Source organism: Streptomyces sp. NPDC088124 (assembly GCF_040685895.1).
GTDB lineage: Bacteria > Actinomycetota > Actinomycetes > Streptomycetales > Streptomycetaceae > Streptomyces.
The window spans coordinates 78,221-93,693 of record NZ_JBFBJB010000038.1 but is presented as its reverse complement, the minus strand read 5'-3'; the positions used below and the strand labels follow the sequence as shown (position 1 = coordinate 93,693).

15 protein-coding genes are annotated in these 15,473 nt (G+C 70.1%); 2 read left to right on the top strand and 13 right to left on the bottom strand.

Going from position 1 to position 15,473, the window contains the following annotated elements; all coding sequences use genetic code 11:
- Window positions 1–164: 164 nt before the first annotated feature.
- Window positions 165–1,988, bottom strand: coding sequence for a gamma-glutamyltransferase (gene ggt / locus AB0P17_RS28475; protein ID WP_365814997.1), 1,824 nt, complete (start codon window positions 1,986–1,988; stop codon window positions 165–167).
- Window positions 1,989–2,107: 119 nt separating this feature from the next.
- Between ggt and AB0P17_RS28470 the strand changes: the two genes are divergently transcribed.
- Window positions 2,108–2,851, top strand: a complete 744-nt coding sequence (locus tag AB0P17_RS28470) for a hypothetical protein (protein ID WP_365814995.1) — start codon at window positions 2,108–2,110, stop codon at window positions 2,849–2,851.
- Window positions 2,852–3,005: 154 nt separating this feature from the next.
- On the opposite strand, the gene AB0P17_RS28465 is transcribed toward AB0P17_RS28470, so the two are convergent.
- The 8 genes from AB0P17_RS28465 to pcaC all read right to left on the bottom strand — a co-directional run bounded on the left by AB0P17_RS28465 (window position 3,006) and on the right by pcaC (window position 9,726).
- On the bottom strand, window positions 3,006–3,863 hold the full coding sequence (locus AB0P17_RS28465) for an amino acid ABC transporter permease (protein ID WP_365814993.1): 858 nt from the start codon (window positions 3,861–3,863) through the stop codon (window positions 3,006–3,008).
- Window positions 3,860–4,504, bottom strand: coding sequence for an amino acid ABC transporter permease (locus tag AB0P17_RS28460; RefSeq protein WP_365814991.1), 645 nt, complete (start codon window positions 4,502–4,504; stop codon window positions 3,860–3,862). Before AB0P17_RS28460 ends, AB0P17_RS28465 begins: the two co-directional genes overlap by 4 nt.
- Window positions 4,505–4,513: 9 nt before the next feature.
- Window positions 4,514–5,443, bottom strand: a complete 930-nt coding sequence (locus AB0P17_RS28455; RefSeq protein ID WP_365814989.1) for a glutamate ABC transporter substrate-binding protein — start codon at window positions 5,441–5,443, stop codon at window positions 4,514–4,516.
- Window positions 5,444–5,457: 14 nt separating this feature from the next.
- Window positions 5,458–6,201: an amino acid ABC transporter ATP-binding protein gene (locus tag AB0P17_RS28450; RefSeq protein ID WP_365815009.1), complete on the bottom strand. Its 744-nt coding sequence runs from the start codon at window positions 6,199–6,201 to the stop codon at window positions 5,458–5,460.
- Window positions 6,202–6,340: 139 nt separating this feature from the next.
- Window positions 6,341–6,778, bottom strand: coding sequence for a DUF6278 family protein (locus AB0P17_RS28445; protein WP_365814987.1), 438 nt, complete (start codon window positions 6,776–6,778; stop codon window positions 6,341–6,343).
- Between the two features lie 124 nt (window positions 6,779–6,902).
- The gene (locus AB0P17_RS28440) at window positions 6,903–7,682 is read right to left on the bottom strand and encodes an exodeoxyribonuclease III (RefSeq protein ID WP_365814985.1); all 780 of its coding nucleotides are present in this window, start codon (window positions 7,680–7,682) and stop codon (window positions 6,903–6,905) included.
- 52 nt (window positions 7,683–7,734) lie between these two features.
- Window positions 7,735–8,367 carry an MBL fold metallo-hydrolase gene (locus AB0P17_RS28435; protein WP_365814983.1) on the bottom strand — a complete coding sequence of 211 codons (633 nt, stop codon included), beginning with the start codon at window positions 8,365–8,367 and terminating at the stop codon, window positions 7,735–7,737.
- 66 nt (window positions 8,368–8,433) lie between these two features.
- Complete coding sequence (gene pcaC / locus AB0P17_RS28430) at window positions 8,434–9,726, bottom strand: 4-carboxymuconolactone decarboxylase (RefSeq protein ID WP_365814981.1); 1,293 nt, start codon at window positions 9,724–9,726, stop codon at window positions 8,434–8,436.
- 687 nt (window positions 9,727–10,413) lie between these two features.
- On the opposite strand from pcaC, the gene AB0P17_RS28425 reads away from it, so the two are divergent.
- Window positions 10,414–11,430: a helix-turn-helix transcriptional regulator gene (locus tag AB0P17_RS28425; RefSeq protein WP_365814979.1), complete on the top strand. Its 1,017-nt coding sequence runs from the start codon at window positions 10,414–10,416 to the stop codon at window positions 11,428–11,430.
- A gap of 29 nt (window positions 11,431–11,459) precedes the next feature.
- Here AB0P17_RS28425 and AB0P17_RS28420 read toward each other — a convergent pair whose 3' ends face one another.
- The 4 genes from AB0P17_RS28420 to AB0P17_RS28405 all read right to left on the bottom strand — a co-directional run bounded on the left by AB0P17_RS28420 (window position 11,460) and on the right by AB0P17_RS28405 (window position 15,379).
- Window positions 11,460–11,945 carry a hypothetical protein gene (locus AB0P17_RS28420; RefSeq protein WP_365814977.1) on the bottom strand — a complete coding sequence of 162 codons (486 nt, stop codon included), beginning with the start codon at window positions 11,943–11,945 and terminating at the stop codon, window positions 11,460–11,462.
- A gap of 622 nt (window positions 11,946–12,567) precedes the next feature.
- A complete protein-coding gene (locus AB0P17_RS28415; protein WP_365814931.1) occupies window positions 12,568–12,726 on the bottom strand; it encodes a hypothetical protein in 159 nt (52 codons plus the stop codon).
- A gap of 338 nt (window positions 12,727–13,064) precedes the next feature.
- Entirely contained in the window at window positions 13,065–14,582 is a 1,518-nt protein-coding gene (locus tag AB0P17_RS28410; protein ID WP_365814975.1) for an AMP-binding protein, read from the bottom strand.
- Entirely contained in the window at window positions 14,579–15,379 is an 801-nt protein-coding gene (locus AB0P17_RS28405; protein ID WP_365814973.1) for a phytanoyl-CoA dioxygenase family protein, read from the bottom strand. Before AB0P17_RS28405 ends, AB0P17_RS28410 begins: the two co-directional genes overlap by 4 nt.
- Window positions 15,380–15,473: the final 94 nt, after the last annotated feature.

The following is a 15,473-nucleotide window of genomic DNA, read 5'->3' as shown; positions in this document are numbered from 1 at the left end:
CAACGCGACCCGCGAGATCGGCGGCGCGATCGGCATCTCCGCCCTCAACGTGGTCGCGATCTCCGTCGCCGACGGCGGGCGCGGGAACGAGGCCGCGCCCGTGCGGGCGCGGCGGATCGGGGTGGCGGGTCAGGCCAGGGCTTTCAGGGTCAGGTGTTTCAGGGTCAGGGCTTGCCGCCCGCCGGGTGGACGACCATCGCCGAGCCGCCGCCCCTGCGTACCGTCTCGGCCGCCGCCAGCCAGCGGCCGTCCGGCAGCCGCTGCACCCCGGTGGCCGCGCCGATCTCCGGGTTCTGGGTGAACGTGTGTCCCAGCGCCTCCAGTTGCTGCCGCACCGGGCTGTTCCACAGCCCCGGCTCCAGCTCGGTCGAGGCCGTGTTGCGCTGGCTCGCGCGGGGCGCGGCGATCGCCTCGACCAGCGGCAGGCCACGGTCGAGCGTCCCGGTCAGCGTCTGGAGCACGGTGGTGATGATGGTCGCGCCGCCCGGCGAACCGACCGCGAGGACCGGCTTGCCGCCCCGGTCCAGGACGATCGTCGGGGAGATCGACGACCTCGGCCGCTTGCCGGGACCCGGCAGGTTCGGGTCGTGGACCGCCGGGTTGGCCGGGGCGAACGAGAAGTCCGTCAGCTCGTTGTTGAGCAGGAAGCCCCGCCCGGGCACGGTGATCCCGCTGCCGCCCGTGGACTCGATGGTCAGGGTGTACGCGACGACGTTGCCCCACTTGTCGGCGACCGTGAGGTGGGTGGTGTTCTCGCCCTCGAAGGTGGTCGGCGCGGCGGTGCCGCCCGGCGCGCACGGTGTCGGATCGCTCGGATCGCCGGGCGCCAGCGGGCTCTTGAGGACCGCGTCGTCCTTGATCAGGCAGGCGCGGGAGTCCGCGAAGCGCCGGGAGAGCAGCCCCTTCGTCGGTACGTCCTCGAAGGCCGGGTCCCCGACCCAGCGGCCCCGGTCCGCGAAGGCGATCCGGCTCGCCTCGATGTAGCGGTGCAGGTACGCCGCCTGTGACGCCTTCGAAAGGTCCGTGCGGGAAAGGATGTTGAGCGCCTCGCCGACGCTCGTGCCGCCGGAGGACGAGGGCGCCATGCCGTACACGTCGAGCCCCCGGTAGCCGACCTTGGTGGGTGCCTGGCGCTTCGTGCGGTACGCGGCGAGGTCCCGCGTGCTCAGGTCGCCCGCGCGCACCGTACGGTCCGCCGCCGGGTCGACCGGCGGGGTGCGCACCGTGCGGACGATGTCACGGCCGAGCGCGCCCCGGTAGAGGAAGCCGGTGCCCTCACGCCCCAGTTCCCGGTAGGTGCGCGCCAGATCGGGGTTCTTGAAGACCGAGCCCACGACGGGGAGTTCGCCGCCGGGCAGGAAGAGCTTCGCGGTGTCGGGGAAGTCCGCGAACCGCGCCTGGTTCGACTGGGTCTGGGAGCGGAAGGTCGCGTCGACGGTGAAGCCGTCCTTCGCGAGCCGCTCCGCGGGCTTCAGCACCTGGCCGAGGGAGCGGCTGCCCCAGGCGTCGAGGGCGGTCTCCCAGGTGGCCGGGGTGCCCGGGGTGCCGACGCCCCGACCGCTGGTCATGGCCTCCGCGAACGGGATCGGCACTCCGTTCTCCAGGAAGAGGGAGCGGTCCGCGGAGGCCGGCGCGGTCTCGCGGCCGTCGATGGTCCGCACCGTACGGGACCCGGCGTCGTAGTAGACGAGGTAGCCGCCCCCGCCGATGCCCGCGGAGTACGGCTCGGTGACCCCGAGCGCCGCCGCGGTGGCGACGGCCGCGTCCACGGCGTTGCCGCCCTTCCTGAGCACCTCGATGCCGGCCGCGGAGGCGTCGGCGTCGACGCTGGCGACGGCTCCCCCGGACCCCGTCGCGACCGGCACCTTCACGGGCGGTACCGGCGCGGGCGGGGCCGGTGCCGCCCCGGGCGGCTCCCCGGCGGCGATCGAGAGGAGCGCGGCGGTGACGGCCGCGAGCGAGAGATTCCGCGCGGTGGTTCGACGCATCAGGTTCCTCCGTCAGGGGGGGCCGGTCGGTGACTCTCGCGCGCAGCGTAACCGCGGGGCACCGGCAACGTCAGGACCGCCTCGGACACGGACGCGCTCTACGGCTACGATGCGCGCCCATGAATGACGACATACGCAACATCGTGCTCGGCGTGGTCGCCACGGGGATCAGTGCCGCGCTGGGCTGGATCGCCCGCAGCTACCTCTGGAGGCGGAAGCTGCGCAGGAAGCAGGCGTTCTTCGGGCTGCCCGCCAACTCCGAGTGTCTGCTGGTCGTCAACCGGAAGGCGGGCAGCGACGGCACCGTCCACCGCAACGACGTCTCCGCCCTGCTGGAACTCTCCGCGCTGATCAAGGACTGCGGCGCGCACGCCGACATCGTCCAGCACGACACCGCGCGCCAGGGGTTCGGCGAACGTACGGAGTTCTGCCTGGGAGGCCCCTCCTCCAATCGGCGGATGGCGGCACATCTGTCATCCCTGCTGCCGGGCATCCGGGTGAACACGGACTCCGAGCCGGTGTCCGAGCGGGGCGCCTTCCGGATCGGGACCGACCGCTATCTCGCGGAGCCCGGCGTCAGCGAGTACGTGCTGCTGGCGCGGCTCACCGTCGGGGAGGGCGCGCGGCCCGTCTTCCTCTGCTGCGGCCAGCGGTCGATCACCAACCAGGCGGCCACGCGCTATCTCGCCCGCCATCACGAGCGGCTGACCCGCAAGTACGGAGACGGTTCGTTCTGTCTGCTGCTGAAAGTGGTGAACTCGCAGGCGTACGGCCCCGATGTGGTGGAGCTGATCGCCGATGTGACCCGCGCGGCCCGGACCCCGCTGCCGGAGCCGACGCCCGAGCCCGAGCCCGCCGAGTAGCGGCGGCCGGGGCGCGGTGACGGGCCGGGGCACAACCCGACCGGCGGACAGCTGACCTTCCTCCCGGGCGCCGGGCCCGGCCTCCGGGCCGGGTACCGCCGCCGTACGAGAAGTGATCACCGGCTGTCTGCCGGGCGGGTCACTGCCCTGTGCGCTACTGCCCTCCCGGCAGCAGCGTCCCTGTCCCGGCCGGGGCGGCTTCCACGGCCTCGGTTCTCGGGTTGTGCCGCTGCCGCCCGGCCAGCCAGTGGGCGAACCAGGAGAGCAGCATGCACATCCCGATGTAGATCGGTGAAATCACCATCACCACAGGGATGAACGGCAAATCGTAGTCGAGATTCGAGGCGATGAGCTTGCCGGCATGGAGGAACTCCTCGTAGGTGATCAGATAACCGAGCGATGTGTCCTTGAGAGCGACCACCAACTGGCTGATGATCGTGGGCAGCATGGCGCGGACCGCCTGCGGCACCAGCACGTACGTCATGACCTGCGTCTTGCGCATGCCGAGCGCGTACGCCGCCTCCCGCTGACCGCGCTCCACCGCGTGGACTCCGGTACGGAAGACCTCGGCGAGCACGGAGCCGTTGTAGAGCGTCAGACCCGCCACCAGCGCGGGCAGGGCCTGCACCTTCAGCGCCACGAAGATGAAGAAGATCATCACCAGTACGGGCATGGCCCGGAAGAACTCGACGAGCAGCGTGGCGAGCAGCCGGACCGGCCGGTGTTCGGAGAGCCGCCCGCAGGCGAGGACCGCGCCGAGCACGAGCGAGAGCACCGCCGCGTACCCGAACGCCTTGAGGGTGTTGCCGAGTCCGCGCAGCAGCAGGTCCTGGATCCCCTGGTAGGTGAAGGGGTTCCACTTGACGGCGGTGAACTGGCCGGTTTCGAAGAGCAGGTGGATCAGCCAGCCGAGCAGCGCGGCGATCACGACGGTCGACACCAGCCCGTAGACGCGGTGACGGCGCCGGGTGCGGGGCCCGGGGATGTCGTAGAGGGCGGTCGACTCGCTCATCGGGCGACCCCCCAGCGCCGCTCCATCAGATGGAACAGCGCGCTGATGGCCAGGGTGATGATGAGGTAGCCCACGGCGATCCAGACGAACGACCAGACGATGTTGTAGCCCCTCTCGCTGAGGACCTTGTAGGTGCCGAGCAGTTCGGTGACGCTGAACGCGCCCGCGATCGCGGAGTTCTTGGCCAGCGCGATCAGCGTGGAGCCGACGGGCGGGATGACCGTGCGGAAGGCCTGCGGCAGGACGATGTCGCCGAGCGTCTGGCCGAAGCTCATGCCCAGGCTGCGGGCCGCCTCGCCCTGCCCCTTGTGGACGGTGTTGATGCCGGAGCGCAGCACCTCGCAGATGAACGCGGAGGTGTAGCAGCCGAGGGCGAGGACCGCGAAGAGCTGGAAGGGCAGGACGAGTCCGAAGCGTGGCAGCCCGAGGACGACGGCGAAGAAGAGCAGCGTCAGGGGGGTGTTGCGCAGCACGGTGACCCATACGGTGCCGAAGGCGCGCAGCGAGCGTACGGGCGACACCCGGAACGAGGCCATGACGAAGCCGAGGGCGAGCGCCAGCAGCGAGGCGTAGACGGTCAGTTCGAGCGTGCCGAGGAAGCCCTCGCCGTAGAGGGCGAAGTTGTCGGTGAGTACGTCCATGGCGCGGCCTCAGCTCGCCGGATAGCGGTCGATGGGCGGCGGCGGGGTCGCCTTGCGGCCGGAGAGGCCGAGGGTCGCGTCGTACGCCTTCTGCCAGTCGCCGTTGCGCTCGTGGACGACGAGGGCGTCGTCGAGCGCGAAGCGCAGCGCGTTGTCGGAGCGGGGGACGCCGATGCCGTACGGCTCCTTGGAGAAGGGCTTGCCGACGACCTTCAGTTCGTGGGGCACCTTGGCGGCGTAGCCCTGGAGGATGGTGTCGTCGGTGGTGACGGCGGCGACCTGGTAGGTCAGCAGGTTGTCGACGCAGGCGGAGTAGGTGTCGTACCCGACGAGCTGGGCGCGCGGGTAGTCCTGCTGCATGCGCTGGTACGGGGTGGAGCCGGAGGCGGAGCAGACGCGCTTGCCGTCGAGGTCCCGGGGCCCCTCGATGCCGTGCTCGTCGGTGCGTACGAGGAGGGACTGGCCGGCCAGGTAGTAGGGGCCGGCGAAGCCGACGAGCTTCTTGCGGTTCTCGTTGATGGTGTAGGTGCCGACGTAGTAGTCGATCTGTCCGTTCTGGAGGGCGGTCTCGCGGTTGGCGGAGGCGATGGTGCGGAACCGGATGGTGGCGGGGTCGAAGCCGAGGGACGCCGACATCATCCTGGCGATCTCGATGTCGAAGCCGGAGTAGACGCCGGTGGCGGGGTCCTTCTCACCCATGTACGGCTGGTCCTCCTTGGCGCCGACGATCAGATAGCCGCGCCGCTTGGCCTTCTCCCAGGTGGGCGAGGAGGGGAGGCGGAAGCTCCGGTCGACGTGGTAGTGGGGCAGCGCCTCGGGCCGGGGGCCCTTGACGGGCGGGCTGCCGGGCTTGCCGCACGCCGTCACCAGGGGGACGAGGAGGATCAGTACGAGCGCCGCGCCGAGGCGGAGCAGCGGACGTTGCAGCGGGTGTCTCACGGACCGCGCCCCCGTCAGTGCTTGAGGATCTTGGAGAGGAAGTCCTTGGCCCGCTCGCTCGCGGGGGCGGTGAAGAAGTCCTCCGGGGTGCGGTCCTCGACGATGCGGCCGTCGGCCATGAAGACGACGCGGTTGGCGGCGGAGCGGGCGAAGCCCATCTCGTGGGTGACGACGACCATGGTCATGCCCTCGCCCGCGAGTTGGCGCATCACTTCGAGGACTTCGTTGATCATCTCCGGGTCGAGCGCCGAGGTGGGCTCGTCGAAGAGGAGCGCCTTGGGGTCCATGGCGAGCGCGCGGGCGATGGCGACGCGCTGCTGCTGGCCGCCGGAGAGCTGCGCGGGCAGCTTGCCGGCCTGGTCGGCGAGGCCCACGCGGTCGAGGAGTTCCCGGGAGCGCCGGTCGGCGTCCTCCTTCCTGCGCTTGCGGACCTTGATCTGCGCGAGGGAGACGTTGGCGAGCACGGTCTTGTGCGCGAAGAGGTTGAACGACTGGAAGACCATGCCCACTTCGGTACGGAGCCGGGCCAGCCCGCGGCCCTCGGCGGGCAGGGGGCTGCCGTCGATGGTGATCCGGCCCGAGTCGATGGTCTCCAGGCGGTTCATCGTGCGGCAGAGCGTGGATTTGCCGGAGCCCGAGGGTCCGATGACCACGACGACCTCGCCGCGATGGACCGTGAGGTCGACGTTCTGGAGGACGTGCAACTGCCCGAAGTACTTGTTGACATCACGCAGCTCGATCAACGGATCGCCGGCCATACGCTGCCCCACCCACTCACTCTCGGCTGTGTCGAGGTCAGCGCAAACTATCCAGCCCGCCAAGGGACTTCGCGTACGACACGCATGGCACGCGGAGAGGGGACATAACCCGTATTTACTGCAGAACGCACGGCCGGGGTCAGACCTCGGCCGCCTCCGCGTAGACCTGGGACAGCTCGGGCGCCCCGGTGGCGGCCCATTCCTGGCCCGCCTCGACCACCTCGATCTCCCGGCCGGACACCAGCCGCACGACGGGGTGACCGTCCGGCCCGATGTGCCAGACGGCGCCGGGGACGGTGCGGACGAGCACCGTGCCCAGATAGAGACCCGCGTCGTTGCCGAGCCAGGGCAGTTCCTCCGGATCGTCGCGCCAGCGCGGCGGCAGCTGGTCGAGCGCCTCCAACGAGGCCGGGGAGTCGTCCAGTTCCAGTCCCTGCCGCCCCGCTCTGGCGCGCAGCAGCTCGCACTCGGAGAGGAGTTCCGCCACCCCTTCCGGCTCCCCGACCGCGGAGGAGAGCGGCGCCCCGTCCGCGCCGTCACGCCGCTTGCGCCAGTTGTCCAGAAAGGAGAAATTCATACCGCTCAGCGTGCCACTCCCCCCGTCGGGGCACCACAGGGCGCGCGGAACGCCCACGTCCGGAGCGCGTACGTCCGGAACGGCCGCCCATGCCGTCCCGGACGCCCATGCCCGGGGCGTCGGCTCAGACGTCGAGGTCGACCACGACCGGGGCGTGGTCCGAGGCACCCTTGCCCTTGCGCTCCTCACGGTCCACGTAACTGTCCTTGACGGCGCCCGCGAACGGTCCGTTCCCGTACACCAGGTCGATGCGCATGCCCCGGTTCTTCGGGAAGCCCAGCTCCCGGTAGTCCCAGTAGGTGTACGGGCGGTCGTACTTGAGCGGGCGGGGCACCACGTCGCCGAGCCCCCGCTCGCGCAGCGCGGCCAGCGCGGCGCGCTCGGCGGGCGTGACATGCGTGGCGCCCTCGAAGCGGGAGAGGTCCCACACGTCCTCGTCGGCCGGGGCGACGTTGAAGTCACCGAGGACGGCGAAGGGGCGCGGGCCGGCCGCGTCCTCGGTCACCGCGTCGCGCAGCGCCTCCAGCCAGCGCAGCTTGTACGCGTAGTGGGCGTGGCCGACCTCGCGGCCGTTGGGGACATAGACCGACCAGAGCCGGACCGGGCCGCAGGTCGCGGAGATGGCGCGCGGCTCCGTGACGCCCTCGTACTCCGGGCCTCCGGGCAGCCCCTTGACCACGTCCGCCAGGCCGGCCCGCGAGATCAGCGCCACCCCGTTCCACCGGCCGGTGGCGTGCACCGCCGACTCGTACCCCGCCTCCCGCAGCGGCTCGGCGGGGAACTGCTCCTCGCCGCACTTGGTCTCCTGGACGCAGAGCACGTCCGTGCCGCTGCTCTCCAGCCAGGCCAGCAGCCGGGGCAGCCGGGCGGTGATCGAATTGACGTTCCAGGTGGCGATGCGCATGCTCGACAGCCTATCGGCGGGGTCCGACAACCGGGGCCGGCGGCCTTGGCGGCTACAGATCGGCCGAGGCGCCGGGGGCGAGCCTGCCGTGGTCGGCGCCGCCCAGCGAGCCGATCTGCGTGTCGTAGATGGGCCGGGCGAGGTCGGTGAGCAGCGCGTCGTGAATGTCGAAGGCGCGCACGGGCTTGACCTCGCGTACGTACTCGATCACCTCGGAGATCTTGCTCCACGGCGCCTGGACGGGCAGGAGCAGTGTCTCCACCGGGTGGTCGGGCACGGTGAGCGCGTCGCCGGGGTGGAAGACCGCGCCGTCCACGAGAAAGCCGACGTTGGTGATCCGGGGGATGTCCGGGTGGATCACGGCATGCAGTTCCCCGTAGACCCGTACGGCGAAGCCCGCCGCGTCGAAGGCGTCCCCGTGCCCCACCGTGTGGACCCGGCCGGGGAAGGCGGCGGACATCCGCTCGGCGACGCTGCGCAGCGTCCACAGCTCGGCGCCCGGGTTGGCCTCCAGACCGGCCCGAAGCCGGTCCTCGTTGAAGTGGTCCAGGTGCTCGTGTGTGACGAGGAGGACGTCCGCGCCCCGCGTCGCGTCCTCCTCCGTGAACGTCCCGGGGTCGATGACGAGGGTGCGCCCGTCCTTCTCCAGCCGGACACACGCGTGCGTCTTCTTGGTGAGCCTCACCGCTGACCGCCTCCCTGTTCCCTGTTCCGGACCGCTGTCCGCCGTGGGTCCTCACCGGCCATCCTGCTACGCCTCCGGCCGGGTCTCCTCCTGGATCACGGTTCTGGCCACCCGGAACGCGGTGTTCGCCGCCGGAACCCCGCAGTACACGGCCGTCTGGATCAGCACTTCCTTGATCTCGGCGGGGGTCAGGCCGTTGCGCAGCGCGGCCCGGGTGTGGAAGGCCAGCTCCTCCATGTGGCCGCCCGCGACGAGCGCGGTCAGCGTCACCGCGCTGCGGGTCCGGCGGTCCAGGCCGTCCCTGGTCCACACCTCGCCCCAGGCGTAGCGGGTGATCAGCTCCTGGAAGTCGCCGGCGAACTCGTCCGCGGCGGCCATGGCGCGGTCCACGTGCGCGTCGCCCAGGACCTGTCTGCGGACCAGCATCCCCGCCTCGAACGGGTCGGCGCGCCCGGAGAGGACGGCCTGTGGCTGCTCGGCGGGGGCGATCTCGGCGACCGGGCCGACTGTCGCGGAGACCGAGGGCCGGTCGGGCCGGTCGGGCATCACGGTCAGGCCGGTGGCGGTGTCGGACGGGTTGTACCAGGCGGTGGCGAAGTGGTGCACGAGCAGGTCGGTGACGGCGGCGGGCTGCTCGACGGGCGCCAGGTGCGAGGCCCCGGGGACCAGCGCGAGCCGGGCGTCGGGTATCCCCGCGACGAGGGTGCGCGCCTCGGCGGGCCCGGTGACCTGGTCCTCGGCCCCGACCAGCACGAGCGTGGGCACGGTGATACGGCCCAGTTCGGCGCGGATGTCGAAGGCGGCGAGCGCCTCGCAGGCGGCGATGTAGCAGCCGGGGTCGGTCGTACGGACCATCTGGACGGCCCATTCGACGATGGCGGGCTGGGCCGCGGCGAAGCCCGGCGTGAACCAGCGCTCGGGCGCGGTGCGGGCCATCGGGTCGAGCCCGTTGGCACGGACGATCACCCCGCGCTGGCGGAACTCGTCGGCCGTGCCGAACCGCGGCGAGGCCGCGACCAGGGCGAGCGAGGCGACCCGGTCGGGGCGGCGCAGCGCCAGTTCGGCGCCGATGGCCCCGGCGATGGAGCAGCCCACATAACCGAAGCGCTGGACGCCGAGCCCGTCGAGGGTGGCCAGCAGCCGCTGGGCCAGCTCGGGGACGCTGGTTGCGGGGTGGGCCGGCGCACCGCCGTGACCGGGCAGGTCGTAACGGAACACCCGCCACTGGCGGGTCAGCTCGGGCACCTGGCGGTCCCACATGTGCCAGGTGGTGCCCAGTGAGGGGCCCACGACCAGCACAGGGGCTTCTTGGGGCCCGTCAAGGCGGTATTGCAGGGTCTTCGGTGGTGTCTCGCTCACCCGCCCGACCCTCTCATGTCTCACGGGATCTCACGTGGCCAGGGCAAGCTCATCGGCTTTTGTTCACCTCGCGACGACAGGTCCTGCACCGCCCGGGCCCGCGAGGGTCCACGTACGCGTTCTCCGACATCATCGGGTGACCGGCCCCCGACGCCGTCGACGTGCCCCGGCTGACGACCGGAGGAGTAGGCAGTTCTCACCGACGCGAGCGTGCACCGAGGGCGTTTACCGTTGTGCCGGCAGAAGGTGCGCGTCGGTACGCCCGCACGAGGAGGCACCACGTATGGAGTGACCCGACCGGCGTGCCGGAGCAACCTATCCCCCGGCTCACGACTCTCTAGAGACGGAGAAGCCGACAGCCCACCGGGGACTCGATCACCGCCATGAGCAGAACCAGTCAGCCCATGCTGCCTTCCTCGGACCGACCGGGCAGGGCAGGACTCGCCGTCCTGCGCATCCTGGTCGCCCCGGCGTCCGCCGGCCACAAGATTCCCGGCAATGAACCTGCTCCCGCGGTCGTCCGTCCCGTACGAAGCGATCCGCAGCGCGTCCGGGCAACCGGTGGGCGGCCCGTACGCGGCAAGCCAGGAAGTGCTGAGTGCGATGAGGGTGCGGCACGTGTTTATGTGGGTACCACGGAGCGGAGGACTCATGGCGGATCAGCAGACCGATGACAACGTTTTCACTGTGGGAGACACACTCAGTGCCGAGGAAGTGGCCGTCTACCGCTGGCTGGCTCTGAACGGTCGGTTGGACCCGGCCCTGATGGCCGAGGAGACGGGGGTCGACGAGACCGCGGTGAGCGGTGCGGTGGACCACCTCGTCCGGATCGGCCTGGTGCACAGAAGCGAGGAGGGCAACGACCGCCTCTGTGCTGTCGACCCCCACCTCGTCGCAGCCGTGGCCACCGCACCGGTGGAGCGGGCCATCGCGGAACAGCAGACACAATTACGTCTCTTCCGCGACCAGTTCGCCCAACTGGCCGCCGACTACAACGATGGGAGACACGGTGTCTCCACGGACCTGGAGACCATTCCCGGACTCACCCATGTGCGGGCCGCGCTGGACCAGGCGTCCGAGCAGTGCCGCGAGGACATAGTCACCATGCAGCCCGGCGGCACCCGCCTGCCCGAGGTGCTCCAGGACGCACTGCTCCGGGACAGCCGGACGCTCGCTCGGGGGGTGCGGATGCGGACCCTGTACCACCACACCGCCCGGTTCAACAGCCCCAGCCAGGCGTACGTGGCCACGGTGAGCGCGCTGGGCGGTGAGTACCGGACCGCGCACCAGCTCGCCGGCCGGATGATCATCTTCGACCGGGAAGTCGCGTTCCTGACCAACCGCAACGACCGGCTGGGCGCGGTGGTGATCCGGGAGCCGTCGGTCGTGCACTTCCTGTACGAGTTGTTCGAGCAGGTGTGGTCGCAGGCCCAGCCGTTCTCCGACGCGGCCACCGACGGCTTGGAGGCGGTCGCCAAGGATCTGGACCGCACCATCCTGCGACTGCTGGCGACAGGGCTGAAGGACGAGACGATCGCGCGGCGGCTCGGCATGTCCTTGCGTACCACCCGCAAACACATAGCCGACATGATGCAGGCTCTCGGTGCCGAGAGCCGTTTCCAGGCCGGCGTCGCGGTGTCCGCGAGGGGGCTGTTGAACGATGACGGAGAGCCGGACGCGGCACCCACGACAGCCCTGACCTGATCCGGCGGCCGCCCGGGGGGCGCACGCCGTCAGCCCGGGCCCTCCAGGTGGAGTTCGAGCAGTGTGGTCGGGGCGTGGATCTCGGACAGCCGGTAGGTGTGGTCCTCGGGCATGAAGAGAGTGACGCCGGAACGCAGCCGCATGCCGAGGGGGTGCGAGGGGCCGGGTGCCGGGTCCTCACCGATACGCGACAGGACGCAGCGGCAGGCTCCTTCGAGGACCGTGACCGTGGACTCGGCACCGTTCGGCGCGCTCTCCACGACGGGGGAGTCCGCCGACAGGAAGCGGAAGAGGGGGCTCACCCGCAGGTGCAGCCTGCGGCCCAGCTCGGCCGCCAGTTCCTCCGTGCCCGGTCCGCCGGGCACGAAGGAATTGGTGCCCGGTTCCGGAGGGGCCGGGCGGGGCAGCTCCAGCAGGGCCGGCAAGGTCGTCGGATCCTCGGGCCACAGCAGGGCGGGCCCTCGGCCGCCGTTGGCCGCCACGCACAGGACCAGCTCTTCGACGAAGGACTTCATCGGCCGGCTCAGAGGTCGGCGTCCAGGCACAGTTCTCCGATCTCGCCGCACGTCCGTGCGATGCGGGATGAATGAGGTGTGCAGGGCGCCACGACGCCCGGGCACATTGAGGGAGGGAGAGGGGCTTTCCGGGCGGTGCTGTGGCCGCGGTGGGGATACTGCCGCTCCGACGTCGGTCCCGGCAGTCACGTGTTCGTGTGTCACCCGGTGTCCGCGGCGGTGACTCGGTGCTCGGTCCTGAGTTCGGTGGGACCTGGGTCCGGTGGGACCTGGATCCGGCCGGGAGGCGTCGGCGTCGCCGGTGGCCCTCTCGACCGGCGGAGCCGGCAGTAACGGACGCGTTCGGTTCCGGGCTCCGGTTTTCGCGCGTAATCGGTGCGGGGAGGTGTCGATGGCATGCGGAGTGACGCTCATGCGCCGGTCGGTCTCCCCGAAGGTGTCCCCGCGCGCCATGTGTCCGGGTGTTTCTCTTTCCCGGTCACCGATTTCCCGGACAGCCTTCCGTGGTTTATCGCTCACGGAGTCGGGACCCTTTCCCTGTCTGGTTCCTGCGTTCCGGGACCTGTTGGGCCGCAGGCTCCGGAACGGGCCACGGGCCGACTTCCCCGTGCGTATCCGCAGGTCATCCCGCGACACGACCCCAACCGGTGTCGCCGTCGGGCGTGACGGAGGACGTCGCCCGGAGGCCGGCGTTGCCGGTCTCCGCGGCAGCGGTACCGGCGACCGCGCCGACCATCATCGCGCAGAGAACGGTGACCACGAACACGCGGGCAGACTTCATGATTTCTCCCAGAATTCAGAGTGATGGATGCTGGAAAGGTTCCGTCCGGCGTTGTCCTGCCGTTCCCTTTCCGCTCTTCCAGGATGGTGGGCGCCGGTCCCGGAATCCACCGCCGGAACGGTTCACCAAGTTGCCCGGCACCAAAGCGGGGGGTGAACGAAAAACCCATCGGTCCGCAACCAATGACAATACGGACGGATACGGCCGTCCGAAGTCCTGCCGCGACGAGTGCCGGCGGTGTGCCGCGGGCTGAAGGCGCCCCTCGACGCGTCCGCTGTGCCCGGAGACGCCTTCAGCCGCCGGCAGGTGCCGGCCACGACAGCCCGGACGGGTACATGTCAGCCCCGGCTCACCGAAGCCTCCTGGAACATCTCCCGGAGTTCCGCCCGGTCGATCTTCCCGTTCCGTGTGGAGGGAAGCTCCTCCAGTTCAAGGAAGTGCCTGGGAACCATGAACCGGGGCAGACGGGAGGCACACGCACCGATCACCTCGCCCCGATCGACCTCCGCGCCGGCCGCGCGGGTGTAGTACGCCGCCAGCTGTGTGGACCCGGCAACCCTGACCCCGACGACCGCAGCTCGACGGACACCCGCCACCTGGGCGATCACGGACTCCACCTCACCCGGCTCGACCCGGTAGCCGTTCACCTTGAGCTGGTCGTCGAGCCTGGAGACGAAGTGGAAGTCGACCCCGTCGAACATGACCAGGTCTCCGCTGAAATAGCAGCGACGCACACGACCGTCCCGGTGCTCGACCTTTCTGAATTTTTTCGCGGTGAGCGCGTCGTCACCGGCGTACCCGATCCCGACGCAATTCCCGGCGATGACCAGCTCCCGGGTCTCGCCGACCGTGAACGGGCGCAGTCGGCCGTCCACGTGACACAGCAGTTCCGCATCGGCGACAGCGGTGCCGATGGGCGGCCGGTCGGGCCAGCCGGTGACGTCGCCCGTCAGCCGGTACTGAGTGACCACATGCGTCTCGCTCGGTCCGTACTGATTCACCAGCGTCAGGTCACCGTCGGCACAGAACTTCCGCACCTCTTCGTTGATCACCAACTGTTCACCCGCCACCGAGATCTCCCGCAGACTCGGGGTTCTCACGCCCGCGACACACGCGGCGGTGGCCAGTCCGTGCAGTCCGACCACCGGCTGGAAGAGCCGGGCGACATCGTGCTCGCGAATGATGTCGACCAACGTGAAGGGATCCAGCCTGTCCTGATCGTTCACCACGATCAGGGTCGCACCGGCCAGCCAGGTCGCCACCGTGTCCTCGTACACCATGTCGAACCCGATGGACGACATGTGCAGCGTGTTCGGCGGCCGGTCATGGCTCCACCGCCGGACATGCCAGTTACCCAGATCCGCCAAAACGACCGGCGGCACCGCGACAGCCTTGGGGTCGCCTGTCGACCCGGAGGTGGGGATGACATAACAGAGCGGTCCGGTCGCGACCTCGTCCCGTCGCGTTCCCCGAATCGATCGGAAGGTGTGCTCCGCGACACCTGCCTCGACCGGCGCGCACTCATCGGCCCGCAGGATCATGGCGCAGCCGGCGCTACCCACCAGTTTGCCGGTCCAGGCGGGCGGCATGGCCGGATCGATGGACAGCACGCCGGCTCCGACGCGCCACACACCCAGCACGGCCGCGCAACGGGACCACGAACGAGTCGCATGCACGTCGACGACGTCACCGGGGCCGATGCCGTGTTCGGCGAGGCCGCCGGCGATTTCGGCCGACACTTCGTCGAGTTCGGCGTAGGTATGGGCGACGCCGTCGTCGATGACCGCGACCGCGTCCCGGTGTCGGGCGATGGAGTCGACCAGCGTCCGGATCAGTGAGACATCGAGGTTGCTCATGCGATCAGCCCGCCGTCGACGAGTTCCAGCGGCCGGTAGTCACGCGACGCGACGAACTCCGGACGCGGACTGGGCACTTCGCGCAATTCGTTGTCGACACTGTTGTAGCTGACGAACGCCATGGTCCGGTCGGTCGGCGACATGTTCGCACCGGAGCCGTGCGCGATGCAGGGGTGGAAGAACAGCAGGCTGCCGGCACGTCCGACAATGGACCGGATCTCCGACTCCGCGGTCACCTTGGCCATCTGTTCGGCGTCCAGCGCGAACTTCAGCTTCGCCGAAAGGTCGGCCTCCCACTGCGACGTGTCCTCGGGCCCGGGACGCCACGGGGCTATCGCGCCGTTTCGATGCGAACCAGGAACGACCAGCAGCGGGCCATTGTGCTCGGTCGCGTCGTCCAGCAGCAGCGCGACGTTGACCGCCCGCGGCTCCGGCATACCGTCCTTGGGCCCCCAGACGCTGTAGTCCTGGTGCCATTGCCACACCTCTCCGCGAAGCGCCTGCTTGGCGTTGACCTTGCACTGGAACACATGCACCTTGCTGTCCAGCAGTTCCTCCGCCGCGGAAAGCAGCTCGGGCAGCCGCACCAGCCTGGAGAACAGCGCGCCCGTGGTGTGGCAGCCGTGGATGCCCCGCACCGTGGTCCCGTCCTCCTCGAAGATCCGCCCAGGGTGCTCGGTCCCGTAGAGATCGGTCACCTCACGTCGCAGAGCGGCGATATCGCCGGCATCGAAGACGTCTTCGAGGAGCAGGAATCCTTCGGACCGGTATTCCGCTGTCTGACTTTCGGTGAGCATAATGCGATGACCTCTCTGCTTGATTCTCCGGGGTGATGTACATCGTTACGCAGGCCTGGCCGGCATCCGCGACACCGCGTGCCGCTGTCCGTTC